This is a genomic window from Gulosibacter macacae, assembly GCF_003865375.1.
Taxonomy (GTDB): Bacteria; Actinomycetota; Actinomycetes; order Actinomycetales; family Microbacteriaceae; genus Gulosibacter; species Gulosibacter macacae.
This window is the reverse complement of record NZ_RQVS01000009.1, coordinates 109,241-124,017: the sequence shown is the minus strand read 5'-3', so window position 1 is coordinate 124,017 and position 14,777 is coordinate 109,241. Positions and strand designations below refer to the sequence as shown.

Here is a 14,777-nt window from a genome sequence, read left to right as displayed (position 1 = left end):
CCCGCGGACCCCAGCTACACCCTCAACTGCGAAGAGCCACCAAAGCTCAACCGCATCCTGTCGATCGTGTCGCATTACGTGCCCCGCTCGTACTATCCGTCGATTGAGGGCTGGTCGGGCGAATCCGCGCATGACCATTCGCGCATTCTCGCGGCCATGTCGGCCCACGATGTCGATGAGGCTCGCGCTGCGATGCAGGAGCACATCGTTAACGCTGGCGAACAACTCGCTCAGTCGTTCGATACGCCCAGCTCACGCTAGTCGGTCTGCCAAAACTCCCGGGCATTGTCACCGACGCCGTAGTCCTTCGGCAGGCTGCGTTGGAGTTCCCAATTCGGCAACCGGCCACCCTGGAGCTTTGGTTCTTCCAGGATGCGGCGACGCTTTCGCCGGAGCTCTCGCGGCTCGCCCTCGTGCACATACACGGCGGCCAGCGCGAGCGCTTTCAAGATCATCATGCTGTTCCCCGAAGGGGATTTCGGTCCGTTGTAGAGCAACCAATCCGCCACCGAACACACCCGAACCAGCTCTTCTTCGCTGCAATCAAGCACCCATTGCGCGGTCTCAGTTTCATCAAATGAGTGCAGGTCATGGGCAATACTCTCGGCCTCGGAAATAAGCATGCCCACAGCTTAGGTTCCGCAAGTTTGACCACAGGTGCGCGAATTTCGATTCATCCACAGACCCACGGTGAGCCCGGGCGGATTTCCGCTGTCAACGTCATTATTCGGGCATGACTTATCGCGACCTCCCCGAAAACTGGACCGAACTCCCGATCACTACCCCTGGCCTCGCGGCTGACGCCGTTGACCTGTTTCTTGGCTTGAATGAACGGCTGAGCGACTCCATCCTGTTCTTGCTCGTCGATGAGGAAAATCGCATCGTGCCGCCGCCGATCGTCATCAGTGACATGCCCTGGCACTGTGAGAAAGATCGCCGCAGTCACGTATTCCGCACCCTGCGGCAGGTTCCCATTCCGCGGGTGATCGTGGCGATCAGCTCCGCACGCCCGATTATCCGCTTGCTGGCTCAGGTGTGGCTCGAAGTCGCGCAACGCGAGCTTGCCAAGCACAACATCGAGCTTGTTGGCTTCTTCTCTGCCTCGCCGCGCGGGGTAACAGAGCTACCCCTGCGACTGGTTGAGGCGGCCTAGGACCCCTTAGCGCCGCTTCGACCCGGCCAGGCGCTCATTGCCACGCTTGTAGTTGCCGGTGGCACGGGCGAGGAGTTGCTGGTCTGACTCATCCCCATTGCCGAGCGCAGCCGCGAGCTTCGCGGCGGCGTTTCCTCGAACCATGACGACAAGTCGCCCTTCGCGGGAGATGTGCACATCGCCTGACTTCGCAATGCGGTAGGTGAACGGTTCGGCGTTGAACGTCATGCGTCGAGCCTAGCCAGCCGGTGTCGCCACGAGACCGTGCTGCCACCCGTCAACCTCGCGCTGATACTCAAGGCGCACATGCTGGCGGTCCTCGCGGGCCTGCATGAACTCAAACTCACTCGGGTCTAGCGCATAGACGCGCCAGTCCAGGTTCGGCGCCCCGTCATACGTCGGGCGCTGCTCCCAATCACGTTGCGACTCTTCGTCACTCAGCGGCGTGGCAAAGCCCGAGATACGCACCGTCCGTCCCGATTCGCGCCAGAAAAAGAGCATGGATGCACGATTCTCGTCCTCGAGTTGCCCACCCTTGCGTGAACTCGCGTGGGTAGAGAAGTGAATCCCGCGTTCGTCGATGGCCTTGATGATGAGCACCCGGCCCACCGGTGCACCCTCGGCGTTCAGCGTCAGCAAGTCAAACGCGTGCGGCTGACGCGCACCCGAGGCGATCGCCGCATCCAACCACTCGCGAAACAGCGCCATCGGGTCGTCTGGCACATCCGTCGGATCAAGCACCGGCAGCTCAGGAGGAAAACCGGGCAGAGCCCGAAGCAGTTCACGCAGATGGTCAGCCATGTTCGCACTCTAGGCGTGCCGCATCCGAGTTTCGTGGCACACCGGCTGCCCACTACGAGCTTCGCGGTGCGTACATGATCACGGAAACGCCGACGAGACAGATGATTGCGCCGATCACATCCCAGCGATCGGGCCGAAACCCATCGACCACCATGCCCCAGGCGAGCGATCCGGCGACGAATACTCCGCCGTACGCGGCAAGGATGCGGCCAAAGTTTGCTTCCGGCTGGAGCGTTGCAATCAAACCGTAGAGGCCGAGCGCAATGACGCCGCCACCGACCCAGACCAGGCCCCGCTCTTCGCGAATGCCTTGCCAAACCAGCCACGCCCCACCGATCTCCGCGATCGCAACGAGTACGAACAGCACGATTGAGCGCAGAGCATCCATGTAATTGATGATGGCATGCGCGGTCATGCCGCGATGTTTCAAGGTGGCACGTCAAGATAGGCGCATGATGTCACGCGACGAGTACATTGCCCGCGCAGAGGCCGAAGACGATTGGGCGCCCGGTTGGGATGCCATTGAAGCCGCGTTCGCAACGCAATATCCGGGTGTCGAACCGACTCATTTCGCCACAGATTTTGCCGATCGAGCAAGCCTTGGCGGCACCCAATTCATCGATGGCTATAGCTTCTACAAGGCCGCTGACGACGTCCAGCACCTCGTCACGTTTGGCATGTCTGACTTGTACGCGCACGAGGACTACTTCGGACTCGAACACAGTGGTTGGGGTTACGAGATGACGATGCAGATTCGCACCGACGATCCTTTCGCATCGCTCTGGGCCACAAATGTGCTCAGCTCAGCAGCCGAGTACACGAACAGTCGAGGTATTTGGTTCGCGCCGTTCGAAGTCGTGGGTGGCACCGGAAATCCGTTCGCCGAGGGGTCCCTCATCAACAGCGGCGTGTTCGTCGCCGATACGGTGATGAGCGGCATCGACACACTGCATGGCCGCCTTGAGTTCCTCCAATTCGTCGGCCTCATGCAAGACGAACTCAATTGGATTGCCGCTGAAGGCCGCGATGGGGCACCGCCCCGCGCCCAAGAGCTGCTCGCGCGGATGGCGGTCGACAATCCACGACTGATCACCGACCTCGCGCGCACGAAGTCGTATGTGCCGTAGCGGCTACTTGTTCTTCTCGATCACGACCGCATTGCCATTCGCGGTCACCGCGAACAGGAACGGCAGGTAGAGCGTGCCGCCCTGGTTATTGCGCGTTTCTGGGTCGAGGGTGATGTAGTCAAAGTCGACACCGATCACCGCGTTACAGCCGAGTGCATAGGCCGCTTCTTTGAGTTCGGCGAGGGCATTGCGGCGAATCTGCACGAGCGAGCGCATGAGCCCGGAGGCCACGTCACTGTCGACGCCGCCAAACCATCCATGGCGTGGACGGTCAAGCGACATCGCATCATCGCCCGAGATATAGCCCGAGTACCGCGTGATCGTGTAGCCGTCGAAGTTGAAGCCCGAGGTGATGAGCATGCTCGCCATGGTGCGACGCTTCTCATCCTCAGCAATGGCTGCCGCATGTCGGTCGCGCGCGGTTTGCTCGAGGTAGGTACGGAACTGCGCGACGACCGAGGGCACGTGCATGTCGTCGATTTCCATGTCACTACTGAAGAAGCCGACCTTATGCGGCACTCCGGCCTGCTTGATCCACAGCTCGAGCGTGTTGGTGTCGAACCCGTTGGCCACCGCAATGTCTTGTGTCTTCATCGTCTTCTCTCACTCAGCGCAGATACGACAGCGCTCGCACATTGGTCGGGTCGATATCGAGCACGAGGCTCGCATAGCGGGCACGATTCGCCGGGTCGGTCTCGCATTTGCGGAGCAGCGCTTCAACGTCACCACTGAGGTCGACAACGGATGCTGGCCTCGCGGCTTCCGGCGACTCCTTGAGGTATCGAGCCCGGCACCAGTGGCATTCCATTTCGGTGGCCGTCTCGTGAAATTGTGTGCCGCCGCAGCGCGTGCATCGAATGAGTCGCATGCCGCCTCCCATCCGTGTGCCCGACCAAACACCCGTCATCCTATCGAGCCGCGTACGGGCCTCGACCGTGCAGACTAGACGAACGCTTCCGCCGCAGGCAGCACGTAGTACGCGCCGGTGTTCGCGGTTGTGTACCGAGTGAGGTCGTCACGCGGCTCACCACCCTGCCCAGCCATGCGCTCGAGCATGGTGTGCAGGATGCGCTGGTCGGCACAGAGTCCGATGAAGAGCGTTCCTGGGTCGGAGACCCCGCCGATCGGGATGTTCTTGCGCAGGATCTTGCCGACGACATCCTGATCAGTGCGCGCGTTGTGTGCGCCAGCGGGCTTCGGATCGAGTTCGACGTTGTCGCGCTTGGTGCGGCCAATGGCTCGCTCCTGCGTCTCGACACCCGCCGCATCCCAGGCCGCGAGATTGTGCCGCCACTCCTGCAAGAGCAGCACCGACGAGCCGCGCCCTGGGCCTTCCGGCACGAGACAGGTGTGGGCGGCGTCGGCGATGGTTGGGTTCTCGGTGCCATCGATGAACCCGGTGAGGTCGATATTGCCGTGGTAGTTCCAGCCCTTGTTCTCGTGGGCAAGCCGGGCGACTTCGGCGAGCGCTACGACCGCGTGGTGCCCCTCGTCGAATACCGCATCGGGACGGCCCCCGGCGACCCACACCACCAAATCGTGCTGGGTGGCGGGCATGCTGAAACCGTCGTCGCCAGTCACCGGTTCGGCGAAGTCGTGCACGCCGGTGGGGCTCGCATCCGGGCGCTCGCGCGCCCACAGACTCGGGCGCACGCCAATAGACACGTTGCATCCTTGGCCGGTTTTGATGCCCGATACGAGCGAGTTGATCGAAGTGAGCAATTGCGCATCGGCCGCGGCAGGCTCAATCAGATCAAACTCAAGGAAGGTCTGCACCGGGGTGCCGAGCGCGAAGAGTCCGGGTTGCGGGAGCACGAAGTCAGCCATGTGCCCACGATATTCGCCAGAGTTGTGAGGCGATCCGGCGTCACCAGGGGGTGCCGTGACGCACAAAGAACATCACTGCGGAGATCACCGCGAACAGCAGCAGCGCGCCACCCATCACCGCGCCGGTCCAAGCACTCGTGGTGCGGGATTCCCTGCGAAGTCGCGGGTAAATGAGCGCGAGCAGCACCAATTGCACGAGCCCGAGCACCGCGTGCGAAGCATCCTCGAGCATGAACGCGAGCGGAATGAAGTGGAGCGCAACGACAATCGCCACCCACCACGCCATCCAGCGTCCCTGGCCACGGCGCGCGAGGAGCAAGCAGCCGATGCCTGCGGCCACCACCTCGGCCGCAACGAGCACGCCAAACCACTGATACTTCCCCTCGAGGGCACTGGCGGTCGCCCAATTTCGCACAACGCTGTAGCCAAACGCACCGGCGATAGCGAGGCCAATCACCGAGCCCGCACCGAGCCAGGGTCGCCAACGCTGTGGCGGATCTTCCTGGGCCCAGCCGAGCCAGACTCCGGTCATGAGCCCGAACCACGCAGCGGTGAAGGCGTGGTCTCGAATGAACTCGGTCAGCATTGCCACATCTCCTGCCTCGACACATCACCCTCGATGCGCCGCTTCTCGCCGAACCCTAGCGAGGTGTGCCTGTGCGGCGCCGTTCGATGAACGCGATGACCACCGCAATTGCGATCATCACGCCGAGTTGCGCGAACGTCGCGGGCGATAGCGCGTTGTCGACTTCGCCCGGTTTTGCCTCGCGGCCGGTGAGCATGCCGCCGACGATGACGAGCAGGTTGTTGACCGCATGCAATGCGATCGCGGCTTCGACGCCGGCGGTGAAGTACACGAGCGTCGCAAACACCACGCCGAACAGGGCAAACATGATGAGCCCGCCGATGCTTCCAGCCCCGTGGAGCGAAGCGAACACCACGCTCGAGATGACCGCGACGACGACGTATTTCACCGCGTTGACGCCCGTCTTAGCGAGGATGATTTGGGGCACGAACGCGCGAAAAAGCAGTTCTTCTGCGGCCGCCTGAATTGGCACCAGGATGAGCGCCACGAGTATTGCAAGCCAAATAGCGCCGGTGAGCGGCACGAGCGAGGAACCGTTGATCGCCGCGAGCGCAAGCGTGTAAGCACCGAGTCCCAGTACCGAGATAGCCGTCGAAATGCCAAGTAGCCGCCAGCGCACTCGGGAACGCCACGAGACCAGGTCGCCGAAGCGCATCCCAAAGAGTGTGCAGGCGACGAGCCAGACGATGGCGACCCAGAGGCCGATTACGCCGACCTGCAGGATGCCGACGACCGGCGGTGGCGAGCCGTCGGCGGTGCTCGCGAGCGCCAGCGCAGTGCCGACACCGCCAACGATGGCCGCGCAGCCAACCGTGAGCAATACGAGCGCGGCGACCACCCGGCCCCAGCCGTAGTCGCCGCGGCGGGTGCGCGGCAATTGCAGATACTCGGTGAGCCGTTCCCCTACTTCGCGGCTCATAATTCACGCACGCGTTCGGCGAGCGACACAATGAGGCTCTCCGGCCCGCGCACATAGGCCATGCGCCACGCATCCTCCTACTCACCGATGCCTCCGACGAGTCCGTAACCCTCCCCTGCGGCCCATGCGACAGCCGCGTCGAGATCATCAACTTCGAAGGCGACATTGCGTAGCCCGAGTTCGTTCGCCATGGCCGTCGGCGAGCCTGGCGTCGCATCCGGATGCACGAACTTCGCGAGCTCGAGACTCGTTCCACCGCCCGGTGGTTGCAGCATGACGATCTCGCAGTGTGCATCGGAGATGCCGCAGACCGTGTCGATGAATTCGCCTTGCACGGTCGCGCGGCCTTCGACCTCGCATCCGAGTGCGGTGAAGAACTCGGTCACGAGGTCGAGGTCGGCAACAGTGATGCCGATGTGGTCAAAGCGCAGGATGCGTGCCATGTCTTTCATCCTGGCACTCACGCTTGGGCATTAGGCGCGCTTGGCGCCGATGACCGGGTGATCGCTCGCGATCGAGATGCGGTTGAACGAGTTGATCAGCACAATCGACCATTCGAGTGCGCCGATCTGCTCGCTCGTGAAGTGCTCGCCGACCTCGGCCGCAATCGCGTCGCGGTCGGCCGTCTTGTCAATCACCGTGAGCGATTCTGCGAGGCGGAGTGCTGCACGCTCTTGCGCATCGAAAACCTCGGCTTCGTACCAAGCCGCGAGCACGTCGATCTTGACGGGGTCAACGCCCGCCTTGCGCGCGGCTGGGGCGTGGATGCCGAGGCAGGTGCGGCAGCCATTGATTTGCGAAACACGGGTGTTCACGAGTTCGATGAGTGCGTCGGTGAGGCCCGCCTCGTTGGCTGCTGCGCGCGAAGCTTGCGCCGTGCGCACCATCGCTCGGTAGACCTCGGGTTGCGACTTGTCGATGAAGGGTCGGTTGTCGTTCATGTGCGGCGTTAGCTCACAAGCCCGATGTCGGTGGTGGTTGCCTTGCGGTACTTGCCGCCCTCGGCGACGTAGTCGTCGCCAGTCTGCGCGAGCTTGCGCACAAAGAGCGGGCAGAGCGGCACGACGGTGACGCCGCGTTCGCGTGAGTCGGCGAGTGCCTCGGCGACGAGCACCTTCGACAGCCCGCGTCCACCGAATGCTGCATCGACTTCGGTGTGATAGAAAATGCGCTCGCCTTCGGTAGGCCCTGCCACGAAGTGCGCGCGGCCAGCGACTTCGCCGCCCTCGACCTTGATGACGTAGGCCTTGCCGGCCTCGTCGAGTTCGACGGTGACGGGCGCGCCGCCCGAATCCTGAAGTGCGTGGCTCATTGAGATTGCTCCTTCGAAGTTGGTGGCCGAATGCGGCCAACGCGACGTGGATGCGCGGGTGAACAATTGTTCATGGCGCACTGACGATAACAACGCAGGCCGGTATTGATTCCGTGAGTCTTCGTCGGCTGGTGGTCGACGCGCTACTGCTTCACCACCCGATAGTGCGCACACACGAATGCTCGGTTCTGGGCAAGTTCGATGAGTTCAAGGTCGAGTGCTCGCGGCAGCAGTGGTTGCCCTGCGCCGAGCGTGACCGGGGCGAATTGCACCCAGATTTCGTCAAGGAGACCCGCGTCGGCAAATTGTCCGGCAATGTCGCCACCGCCAACGATCCAGATGTCTTTGTCGCCGGCTGCGGCAACGAGGTCAGCGTGAATCTCGCGAACATCTCCCTGCCGAAACTTCACGTCAGCCTCTGCTGACGCCTCGAGATCTCGATGTGTCATGACGATCGTCGGCACTTCGTACGGCCACGTCGGTTCCGCATCCCGAAGCCATTGGTACGTGGATGCTCCCATCACGAGTGCGCCCATGTCCGCTAAGAACTCGGTGTAGTTCATCGGACCGGCCGGATCGAAATCTTGCTTGAAGAGCCAGTCGAGGGAGTGGTCGGTCGTCGCGATGAACCCGTCGAGGCTTGTTGCCGTGTAGAAGTGCACAGTCATGTCGCGAGCCTAGGTGAGCCTGCCAGTTCGACGAGTGACTCGATAGCTGTCGTTGGATGTACCCCCTGGCTCAGACCGCGACAACTCGAACCAGATCATCAAGGCCTTGAAAGTCGTTTGGGTTTCGAGTGATCAGGGGCAGCTCTTCAGCCATGGCTGTCGCCGCAATGAGCAGGTCGGCGAAGCGGCTTCGAGGTTGGCGCCCAGTTGCAACTACGGCGGCATAGACCCTCGTGTAGGCGCGCGCAGCCTCGCTACCGAAAGGAATCGCTTCGAACGCTGCCTCGGCGCGCTGTAGGCGGTCTTGGCGCCGGGCACGCTCGGCTGGGTCGGTGGTAGCAGCTGGTCCGGCGCCAAGCTCAGCCATGGTGATCGCCGAAACACCGACAGTGAGTGGGAGTAGCTCGGCGTCGATGATGTCGAGATCAATGACTACCGATGTGTCGAGGAGTCCGGCCGCGAGTCGGTTAGGCACGAGGCTCGGTATTTTGGTCGACCGACACATCAAGATCATGCCGGAATCGTGCACCATCGACGCGAGGCGCAGCACGGAACATCTCAGCTACGAGCCTTGCATCGACAAGACGCGCACGGCGAAGTGGGAGCAGTTCACCGACCGGAACCGAATTACGAGTCACGATGAAGGAACGGCCCGCATCGAGTTCGCTCATGATGCGACCGCTCTCATTGCGCAACTCGCGTTGGCTCACGATTTCAGTCACAACTGAAGCGTAGCACCGCGTGCTACGCCAGTCACGAGAACGTCGAGTCAGGCTCGACATCGCGATGCTGCGAGGGCCCAGCCTTCAATCGCTCCTCGACGAGGATGAGCGTGATGACGACAACCGCACCGAGCACGGCCAGCCCGATCGGGCCCCAAACCGGATCGGTCGGTGCGAGGAGCGTTCCAGCTCCCTCAGCCTCGGTTGATTGCCAGGGCCAGAGTGCCCGCAGCGAGCCGATCATGAGCCCCGCCATGACGATGAGCGTTGACCGTCGGTGGTTGTGCAAGAGGTGGTGCAGCACCTTGACGAATGCGGCAAGGCCGGCGATCGCACCAAGGAGGAAGGTGCCGATGTACGGCAGGTTTCGCTCGTCGACCGCAGTGAGCGTGGGCGCGTAAAGCCCGACAGCAAGGAGGAAGAACGACCCCGAGATGCCCGGAATCACGAGCGCACAGATGGCGATCGCTGCGGCCAGAAACACCAGTGGTAGTGCCGGATCCTCAACCGACTGCCCGCCTGCGAAGCTCGTGAGCACGAACGCGGCAACGATGGCGCCGCCGAACATCAGCCACTCTACGAACGGTGCCCGGCCTTCCTTCCGAGCGGGCAGCATCCGAAGCGGCACGATCACGCTCGCGGCGACGAGCCCGAAGAACAGGCCCCGCGAGAGTTCGGGTTCGTCAGTGACGAATCCCTTCATCACGCCGGCGAGTGTGAGGACTGCCGTGGCCATGCCAATGAGCACCGGAACGATGAGCCACCAATCTGTGCGGCGCAGTTCCGCGAGCGCCGAACGCCACCGATCGGGGCCAAACAGTAGCTTGCGACCGGCTTGAACGACGTGGTCGGCCGAGTCGATGAGCTGGTCGTAGACGCCGGTGACGAGCGCAACTGTGCCACCCGAGACGCCGGGCACGAGCTCGGCGGTGCCGATGAGACCGCCGCGAACCAAGTCGAGCGGCACGAGGTACCGTGGCCGAGGGGCGCGCTCTGACTCAGATTTGGATGCGTACTGGCGGTCGGATGGCGTCATGCTTGGCTCTCGTGATGCGGTCTGAACTTGCGGTCAACGATCGAGCCTACGCGGCGCCTTCACGGACAGCCTTGTTGGCCTTCCACGCCTACGCAGGAATCATTCGGTAGTCGCCACCGAGTTCACGACATGCTTCGCGTAATTGAAGCCGGTCGACCGAGTGATCGACATTTCAAACAGCGAATCTATTAACGCCACGCTGAGGCCATCACGCCATCGTCACCGAGGTCTGCGAGTGTTTCTTTCAACCAGTCCCAGGCGGTGTCCGCGACAACTGTTCCTGTCTCCAAAGACGGCTCATCAGGCATCTCATGGATATCTGCAGTCATCGCGATTCCCCCTTCACGTAAGTGATACCGCGACATCACGCCGTAGTCGAGAGCCCCGTGACCTCGTAGCGACGCTCAATTCCCGCCGTGGCGCGGCCCCACTCGCTGGTTGCCACTCGTTCTTGGTGGGCGCGGAACGCATCCTCATTGACGAAGCGTTCAGTGACCAACCACTCGAGGGCGGAGGCACCGGGCACTACCGAGAACTCGAGACACCCGGCTTCGGCATGGGTGAGTTCGATGTGCCGAGGAAGATGAGCCCGCACGATTGCAGCTTCGGCCTCAGAGCGACACACGAGCACCCCGGCGAGCACGACTTCTGGCATCTGTTCGGCCTGCAAGTAGGCATAGGGCAAGAGGCTCGCGATTGGCACCGACTGGGGCCCCTGCGCGCCCGGCACGATGACGTGAATATCCGGATGCAGATCAAGCAGCACCTGACGACAGCGACCACACGGGGAAATCACACCACGACCGCCATTCCCCACCGCGACCATCGTCACCAGCGCATCTGCCTGTGCCGCAGCCGCCGCACCGAGCACAACGAGTTCTGCGCAGGGACCACCGGTGAAGTGGTAGACGTTCACGCCCGAATGGATGCGACCCTGCCGATCGACTGCGGCCGCTGCAACCGTGTGCGTATCGCCGTGACGCAAACGCGCAGCGAGCTCAGTGGCTACCGCAATCAGGTCGTCGTCATGTGCCAGGTTCACGGCGCCAACGTACTACGCGCGGTCGCTTCGCGACCAGTGATGCGACTCGTTACACCCACTCACGCTGTTCAAACGCGGCAAAGTCACTGTGGATGAACTCATCGACAGCCGCCTCCAGGTCGTCGAAGAGTCAACCGCTTCCACAGCGCCAGCACGACCCTGCTGAGTAGGGTGACCCCATGGCCGGAGACCCCATCGACCACCCGTTCGCCGCCGCCCCAGGAACCGTCTATGGGTTCCGCACTTCGCCGCTCTTTCCTGACTCGCATCCGATCACTGATCGATACGGCGCCATGGTCATCCTCGGCCACCGCGAAGAGATGGCGATGCTTGGAGTACTCGACGGGGTCTGCACGTCACTGCCGACGATTGAGGCCGCAAAGTCCTGCAACCTGCTGCGCTCCAACCGTTTCGCATTGAACAACCGACCAGCGGCGTTCGCGTGCATGGCGGACGAGAAACCGACTCTCGAAAAGTTCACCCATCTTGGTGAGATTGAACTCACCCCGGCCATGCAAAAGGCAGCCTCGAAATTTCTCCGGGGTCAAGTCATCGGGATGCACTTGAGCACATCAGTCATGGCAGCTCACGATGTCGAGGGCGAGTGGCGCTGGGCGAATGATCGGGATGCACTCATCACCGAGCAGGAACGCGACGCACGGCGCCGTGAGGCAGAACGCACGAAAGAGCGCGAATACCAAGAGAACAGGCTCAAGCACCTGACCTGGGAGCAGCTACTCACCGAGTCACCCCTTGACAATTGGCAGCCATCACCGCCCTATCCGCCCGCAGAAATCCGCGAGGCGATCGTCGGCCGCATCCACGCCGCCTGCCGCGACTTTCAAGCGCTTGGTACGGCACCGCGCATCTCGGTGGCCCGCGAGATCTTGCGCAATATGGTCCACGGCATTCGTGAGGACGACGAGCGCCATGGCTACGGGCTCGAAACCGAAGAGCGCGAAGACATCTTCCGGGTGATCTCCGAAATCGCATTTGTCGCGCGCCACCAAAAGCTCGCATCCGAAGCTGAAGACTGGTTCTACGAGTAGCGCGCCGTCATCGGTTGGGGCTGTATTTGCTGACATGACCTGTTTCGTGTCGCACACCACCGTTGACTGCCGGGATGCATTCCGTCTCGCGGAGTTCTGGAAGGCAGTACTTGGCTACGTCGACGGCTATATCGACACGGCCAACGAACAGAACCAGCCGGGCGACGAGGAGTGCCCGATTCACGATGCGGCCACAGGCCACACCATCCTGTTTCTCGAGGTTCCTGACCCGACGCCAGGAAAGAACAAGCTGCATTTCGATCTACGGCCACGAGCAGGACTCCACCGCGATGAAGAAGTGCAGCGCGTCCTCGGCCTCGGCGGAACGCTCGTCGCTGACCTCCGCGCCACCGACAGTTCCGGGACAGGTTGGGTCACCCTTGCCGACCCGGAAGGCAACCAGTTCTGCATCCTGCGATCTGATGCTGAACGCTCGGTTGCCACAAACTGAGCCTCCTCATCCGCGATTTCGGCGATGGGCAGCAGCCTGGCATGGGCTTCCGTTCCGGGCTCGAACCAGCCTTCAAATGAGAGCGAATCAGCAAAAACGGTTCCAAGCTGCTGCTCACCCGGTGCCGCCGACAAGAAATAGCCTGGGGGGCGAACTGCCACAGACTGCATCAATTGCCGGGCGTAGTGCCTTCTGCTGAGGCGTGCCCACTTGACTTAGCAACCGCAACCCCGAGCTCGTCCAAGAGCCCCAGAACCCGACGCTTGATGTCATCGCGAATCGGTCGCACCGAGTTGACTCCCTTGCCTGCCGGGTCGTCGAGCTCCCAGTCTTCGTAGCGTTTGCCAGGAAAGTAAGGACACGTGTCGCCGCATCCCATAGTGATGACCACGTCAGAAGCCTGCACTGCCTCGGTCGTCAGGATCTTGGGCGACTCGGCCGACATGTCAATGCCCTCTTCAGCCATGGCTTCGGTCGCTGCGGGGTTGATCTGGTCGGCTGGTGCCGACCCGGCAGAGCGAACTTCGACGGCGCCTCCCGAGAGGTGCTGCAAATAGGCGGCGGCCATCTGCGAACGACCAGCATTGTGGACGCAGACGAACAGAACGCTCGGCTTGGTGGTTTCGGTCATGCTGATGCACTCCTTCGCATTCGAGTCAGTTTCGTGGGCGAGTTAGTCAAGAATTTGGCGGAGCAAGTTGGTTACTCGGGCCTGAATGTCGTCACGAATGTCGCGCACGACCTCGATCGGTTGGCCTGCCGGGTCAGCCACGTCCCAGTCCTCGTAACGCTTGCCGGGCAGCACAGGGCAAGCGTCACCGCATCCCATAGTCACGATGACGTCGGCGGCGCGAATGACATTGTCAGTGAGGGGCTTCGGGTAGGCGGTCGTTAGGTCGATCCCGCGTTCCGCAAGCACTTCGACGACGGTTGAGTTGATTTCGCCGCTCGGAGCAGAGCCGGCGGTGCGCACGTGCACGCGGCGCGCAGACAGGTGCTCGGTGAGCGCTGCTGCCATTTGCGAGCGACCTGCGTTCTGCACACAAACAAAAACGATCTCAGGCACAGCCTTGGCTACGAGACCTTCCGCTTGTGCGGCGGCCATGAGCTGCTCACGAGCTTGCCGTGCCACAAACACCGGCAGATAGGTCTTGACCTTTGCTGTCGACTCAAGCACGTCACGCGCGGCTTGCACCGTCGCAGCAACGCGTTCGCGGGTGAACACACCCTCATAGGTGTAGGCGAGGTCATCGACAATTCCGGGATAGGGGTCGAACGTGGTCGGTGATTGAGACATTGCTAGTCACTTTCTGCGTGTTCAAGATTGATGGGGGTGGGCGCGGGGAGCTGGTTGGCGGTTGGCCACAGGGCGTGGATGAGGACGACACCAATCACGAGACCGACGAGTTGCGCCGCGACGAAGGCCAAGGATGAAGTTGGGTCAATGCCGGCAAACGTGTCGGAGAACACGCGGCCGATGGTGACGGCGGGATTAGCGAATGAAGTTGAGCTCGTGAACCAATAGGCGCAGCCGATATAGGCACCGACGGCCGGAGCGACGAGGTTTGCGCGTCCCGTCCTCACGAGTGCGAAAATGACGATGAGCAGGCCACTTGTCGCCACGACTTCCGCGAGGAGATGGGCCACGCTCATGCGATCTCGGGTTGAGAGCGCAATCGGGACTTCGAACATCAGGTTGGCAAGCACGGCGCCGGCGATACCGCCCGCTACTTGCACGATCGAATACACGGCGACCCCGCTGCCGGTCAGGCCACTTCTCGACCGACGACCAAAGTGCCAGTCTGCGATCGACACGACCGGGTTGAAATGGGCTCCCGAGACTGGGCCAAGCACCAGGATGAGGACGGCAAGACCGAACACCGTCGCGAGGCTGTTCTGCAGAAGTTGCAGCCCCACATCGTTTGGAGACAAACGCTGGGCCGCAATTCCTGACCCAACCACGATGGCCACGAGGACGCCGGATCCAAGAAACTCGGCCAGGAGGCGTCGCGCGAGTGGTGGCACATCTGAGTTGCTCATGGAGTCATATTGACTCGCGATGATCACTCAGTCAAGATTGACTC

Annotated in this window: 26 protein-coding genes; 5 read left to right on the top strand and 21 right to left on the bottom strand. The window is 62.1% G+C overall.

Going from position 1 to position 14,777, the window contains the following annotated elements:
- The coding region (locus tag EG850_RS09010) for an FCD domain-containing protein (RefSeq protein ID WP_124972682.1) at positions 1-261 on the top strand (261 nt) is incomplete at its 5' end.
- Here EG850_RS09010 and EG850_RS09005 read toward each other — a convergent pair.
- Positions 258-623, bottom strand: coding sequence for a hypothetical protein (locus EG850_RS09005; RefSeq protein WP_124972680.1), 366 nt, complete (start codon positions 621-623; stop codon positions 258-260). The genes EG850_RS09010 and EG850_RS09005 overlap by 4 nt on opposite strands.
- A gap of 110 nt (positions 624-733) precedes the next feature.
- On the opposite strand from EG850_RS09005, the gene EG850_RS09000 reads away from it, so the two are divergent.
- A complete protein-coding gene (locus EG850_RS09000; RefSeq protein ID WP_124972678.1) occupies positions 734-1,153 on the top strand; it encodes a hypothetical protein in 420 nt (139 codons plus the stop codon).
- Positions 1,154-1,159: 6 nt separating this feature from the next.
- Here the strand turns inward: EG850_RS09000 and EG850_RS08995 are convergent, their stop codons facing one another.
- The 3 genes from EG850_RS08995 to EG850_RS08985 are packed head-to-tail and all read right to left on the bottom strand — an operon-like array spanning position 1,160 to position 2,342.
- Entirely contained in the window at positions 1,160-1,381 is a 222-nt protein-coding gene (locus EG850_RS08995; protein WP_124972676.1) for a hypothetical protein, read from the bottom strand.
- 9 nt (positions 1,382-1,390) lie between these two features.
- On the bottom strand, positions 1,391-1,954 hold the full coding sequence (locus EG850_RS08990) for a pyridoxine/pyridoxamine 5'-phosphate oxidase (RefSeq protein ID WP_124972674.1): 564 nt from the start codon (positions 1,952-1,954) through the stop codon (positions 1,391-1,393).
- A 52-nt stretch (positions 1,955-2,006) separates the two neighbouring features.
- Positions 2,007-2,342: a YnfA family protein gene (locus EG850_RS08985; protein WP_124972698.1), complete on the bottom strand. Its 336-nt coding sequence runs from the start codon at positions 2,340-2,342 to the stop codon at positions 2,007-2,009.
- Between the two features lie 64 nt (positions 2,343-2,406).
- Here EG850_RS08985 and EG850_RS08980 point away from each other — a divergent pair, with 64 nt between their 5' ends.
- Positions 2,407-3,081 carry a suppressor of fused domain protein gene (locus EG850_RS08980; RefSeq protein ID WP_185715009.1) on the top strand — a complete coding sequence of 225 codons (675 nt, stop codon included), beginning with the start codon at positions 2,407-2,409 and terminating at the stop codon, positions 3,079-3,081.
- A gap of 3 nt (positions 3,082-3,084) precedes the next feature.
- Here the strand turns inward: EG850_RS08980 and EG850_RS08975 are convergent, their stop codons facing one another.
- The 14 genes from EG850_RS08975 to EG850_RS13570 form a co-directional block, all read right to left on the bottom strand.
- Positions 3,085-3,675, bottom strand: a complete 591-nt coding sequence (locus EG850_RS08975; RefSeq protein ID WP_124972671.1) for a heavy metal-binding domain-containing protein — start codon at positions 3,673-3,675, stop codon at positions 3,085-3,087.
- Between the two features lie 13 nt (positions 3,676-3,688).
- Positions 3,689-3,949 carry a hypothetical protein gene (locus EG850_RS08970; protein ID WP_124972669.1) on the bottom strand — a complete coding sequence of 87 codons (261 nt, stop codon included), beginning with the start codon at positions 3,947-3,949 and terminating at the stop codon, positions 3,689-3,691.
- A 74-nt stretch (positions 3,950-4,023) separates the two neighbouring features.
- Positions 4,024-4,908 carry a Dyp-type peroxidase gene (locus EG850_RS08965; RefSeq protein WP_124972667.1) on the bottom strand — a complete coding sequence of 295 codons (885 nt, stop codon included), beginning with the start codon at positions 4,906-4,908 and terminating at the stop codon, positions 4,024-4,026.
- Positions 4,909-4,948: 40 nt separating this feature from the next.
- On the bottom strand, positions 4,949-5,494 hold the full coding sequence (locus EG850_RS08960) for a hypothetical protein (RefSeq protein WP_124972665.1): 546 nt from the start codon (positions 5,492-5,494) through the stop codon (positions 4,949-4,951).
- Positions 5,495-5,549: 55 nt separating this feature from the next.
- The gene (locus tag EG850_RS08955; protein WP_124972663.1) at positions 5,550-6,413 is read right to left on the bottom strand and encodes a CPBP family intramembrane glutamic endopeptidase; all 864 of its coding nucleotides are present in this window, start codon (positions 6,411-6,413) and stop codon (positions 5,550-5,552) included.
- Between the two features lie 77 nt (positions 6,414-6,490).
- Positions 6,491-6,856 carry a VOC family protein gene (locus tag EG850_RS08950; RefSeq protein WP_328588380.1) on the bottom strand — a complete coding sequence of 122 codons (366 nt, stop codon included), beginning with the start codon at positions 6,854-6,856 and terminating at the stop codon, positions 6,491-6,493.
- Between the two features lie 30 nt (positions 6,857-6,886).
- Positions 6,887-7,354, bottom strand: coding sequence for a carboxymuconolactone decarboxylase family protein (locus tag EG850_RS08945; RefSeq protein WP_124972661.1), 468 nt, complete (start codon positions 7,352-7,354; stop codon positions 6,887-6,889).
- 8 nt (positions 7,355-7,362) lie between these two features.
- Entirely contained in the window at positions 7,363-7,725 is a 363-nt protein-coding gene (locus EG850_RS08940; RefSeq protein ID WP_124972659.1) for a GNAT family N-acetyltransferase, read from the bottom strand.
- Between the two features lie 143 nt (positions 7,726-7,868).
- The gene (locus tag EG850_RS08935; RefSeq protein ID WP_124972657.1) at positions 7,869-8,393 is read right to left on the bottom strand and encodes a dihydrofolate reductase family protein; all 525 of its coding nucleotides are present in this window, start codon (positions 8,391-8,393) and stop codon (positions 7,869-7,871) included.
- A 70-nt stretch (positions 8,394-8,463) separates the two neighbouring features.
- A complete protein-coding gene (locus EG850_RS08930; RefSeq protein ID WP_235829265.1) occupies positions 8,464-8,868 on the bottom strand; it encodes a type II toxin-antitoxin system VapC family toxin in 405 nt (134 codons plus the stop codon).
- Positions 8,861-9,115 carry a hypothetical protein gene (locus EG850_RS08925; RefSeq protein ID WP_124972655.1) on the bottom strand — a complete coding sequence of 85 codons (255 nt, stop codon included), beginning with the start codon at positions 9,113-9,115 and terminating at the stop codon, positions 8,861-8,863. Before EG850_RS08925 ends, EG850_RS08930 begins: the two co-directional genes overlap by 8 nt.
- A 31-nt stretch (positions 9,116-9,146) precedes the next feature.
- Positions 9,147-10,151: a DUF368 domain-containing protein gene (locus tag EG850_RS08920; protein ID WP_124972653.1), complete on the bottom strand. Its 1,005-nt coding sequence runs from the start codon at positions 10,149-10,151 to the stop codon at positions 9,147-9,149.
- A gap of 188 nt (positions 10,152-10,339) precedes the next feature.
- Positions 10,340-10,480, bottom strand: coding sequence for a hypothetical protein (locus tag EG850_RS13285; protein WP_185715008.1), 141 nt, complete (start codon positions 10,478-10,480; stop codon positions 10,340-10,342).
- A 35-nt stretch (positions 10,481-10,515) separates the two neighbouring features.
- Positions 10,516-11,193 (bottom strand): antibiotic biosynthesis monooxygenase, encoded by a 678-nt coding sequence (locus tag EG850_RS13570; protein ID WP_124972651.1) that lies wholly within the window; start codon positions 11,191-11,193, stop codon positions 10,516-10,518.
- A gap of 179 nt (positions 11,194-11,372) precedes the next feature.
- Here EG850_RS13570 and EG850_RS08910 point away from each other — a divergent pair, with 179 nt between their 5' ends.
- Together EG850_RS08910 and EG850_RS08905 are read left to right on the top strand one after the other, a co-directional pair.
- The gene (locus EG850_RS08910; RefSeq protein WP_124972649.1) at positions 11,373-12,242 is read left to right on the top strand and encodes a hypothetical protein; all 870 of its coding nucleotides are present in this window, start codon (positions 11,373-11,375) and stop codon (positions 12,240-12,242) included.
- A 34-nt stretch (positions 12,243-12,276) separates the two neighbouring features.
- Positions 12,277-12,693 (top strand): VOC family protein, encoded by a 417-nt coding sequence (locus tag EG850_RS08905; protein ID WP_124972647.1) that lies wholly within the window; start codon positions 12,277-12,279, stop codon positions 12,691-12,693.
- A gap of 169 nt (positions 12,694-12,862) precedes the next feature.
- Here the strand turns inward: EG850_RS08905 and EG850_RS08900 are convergent, their stop codons facing one another.
- Genes EG850_RS08900 through EG850_RS08890 form a run of 3 tightly spaced genes read right to left on the bottom strand, consistent with a single transcriptional unit; the run spans position 12,863 to position 14,733 of the window.
- Positions 12,863-13,324 carry an arsenate reductase ArsC gene (locus EG850_RS08900; protein ID WP_124972645.1) on the bottom strand — a complete coding sequence of 154 codons (462 nt, stop codon included), beginning with the start codon at positions 13,322-13,324 and terminating at the stop codon, positions 12,863-12,865.
- A 42-nt stretch (positions 13,325-13,366) separates the two neighbouring features.
- Positions 13,367-13,990: an arsenate-mycothiol transferase ArsC gene (locus EG850_RS08895; protein ID WP_124972643.1), complete on the bottom strand. Its 624-nt coding sequence runs from the start codon at positions 13,988-13,990 to the stop codon at positions 13,367-13,369.
- A 2-nt stretch (positions 13,991-13,992) separates the two neighbouring features.
- Positions 13,993-14,733, bottom strand: coding sequence for an aquaporin (locus EG850_RS08890; RefSeq protein ID WP_124972641.1), 741 nt, complete (start codon positions 14,731-14,733; stop codon positions 13,993-13,995).
- Positions 14,734-14,777: the final 44 nt, after the last annotated feature.

Coding starts and splice junctions, on each gene's coding strand:
- EG850_RS09005 (WP_124972680.1), bottom strand. CDS start 623: ATGCTTATTTCCGAGGCCGAGAGTATTGCCCATGACCTGCACTCATTT.
- EG850_RS09000 (WP_124972678.1), top strand. CDS start 734: ATGACTTATCGCGACCTCCCCGAAAACTGGACCGAACTCCCGATCACT.
- EG850_RS08995 (WP_124972676.1), bottom strand. CDS start 1,381: ATGACGTTCAACGCCGAACCGTTCACCTACCGCATTGCGAAGTCAGGC.
- EG850_RS08990 (WP_124972674.1), bottom strand. CDS start 1,954: ATGGCTGACCATCTGCGTGAACTGCTTCGGGCTCTGCCCGGTTTTCCT.
- EG850_RS08985 (WP_124972698.1), bottom strand. CDS start 2,342: ATGGATGCTCTGCGCTCAATCGTGCTGTTCGTACTCGTTGCGATCGCG.
- EG850_RS08980 (WP_185715009.1), top strand. CDS start 2,407: ATGATGTCACGCGACGAGTACATTGCCCGCGCAGAGGCCGAAGACGAT.
- EG850_RS08975 (WP_124972671.1), bottom strand. CDS start 3,675: ATGAAGACACAAGACATTGCGGTGGCCAACGGGTTCGACACCAACACG.
- EG850_RS08970 (WP_124972669.1), bottom strand. CDS start 3,949: ATGCGACTCATTCGATGCACGCGCTGCGGCGGCACACAATTTCACGAG.
- EG850_RS08965 (WP_124972667.1), bottom strand. CDS start 4,908: ATGGCTGACTTCGTGCTCCCGCAACCCGGACTCTTCGCGCTCGGCACC.
- EG850_RS08960 (WP_124972665.1), bottom strand. CDS start 5,494: ATGCTGACCGAGTTCATTCGAGACCACGCCTTCACCGCTGCGTGGTTC.
- EG850_RS08955 (WP_124972663.1), bottom strand. CDS start 6,413: ATGAGCCGCGAAGTAGGGGAACGGCTCACCGAGTATCTGCAATTGCCG.
- EG850_RS08950 (WP_328588380.1), bottom strand. CDS start 6,856: ATGGCACGCATCCTGCGCTTTGACCACATCGGCATCACTGTTGCCGAC.
- EG850_RS08945 (WP_124972661.1), bottom strand. CDS start 7,354: ATGAACGACAACCGACCCTTCATCGACAAGTCGCAACCCGAGGTCTAC.
- EG850_RS08940 (WP_124972659.1), bottom strand. CDS start 7,725: ATGAGCCACGCACTTCAGGATTCGGGCGGCGCGCCCGTCACCGTCGAA.
- EG850_RS08935 (WP_124972657.1), bottom strand. CDS start 8,393: ATGACTGTGCACTTCTACACGGCAACAAGCCTCGACGGGTTCATCGCG.
- EG850_RS08920 (WP_124972653.1), bottom strand. CDS start 10,151: ATGACGCCATCCGACCGCCAGTACGCATCCAAATCTGAGTCAGAGCGC.
- EG850_RS13285 (WP_185715008.1), bottom strand. CDS start 10,480: ATGACTGCAGATATCCATGAGATGCCTGATGAGCCGTCTTTGGAGACA.
- EG850_RS08910 (WP_124972649.1), top strand. CDS start 11,373: ATGGCCGGAGACCCCATCGACCACCCGTTCGCCGCCGCCCCAGGAACC.
- EG850_RS08905 (WP_124972647.1), top strand. CDS start 12,277: ATGACCTGTTTCGTGTCGCACACCACCGTTGACTGCCGGGATGCATTC.
- EG850_RS08900 (WP_124972645.1), bottom strand. CDS start 13,324: ATGACCGAAACCACCAAGCCGAGCGTTCTGTTCGTCTGCGTCCACAAT.
- EG850_RS08895 (WP_124972643.1), bottom strand. CDS start 13,990: ATGTCTCAATCACCGACCACGTTCGACCCCTATCCCGGAATTGTCGAT.
- EG850_RS08890 (WP_124972641.1), bottom strand. CDS start 14,733: ATGAGCAACTCAGATGTGCCACCACTCGCGCGACGCCTCCTGGCCGAG.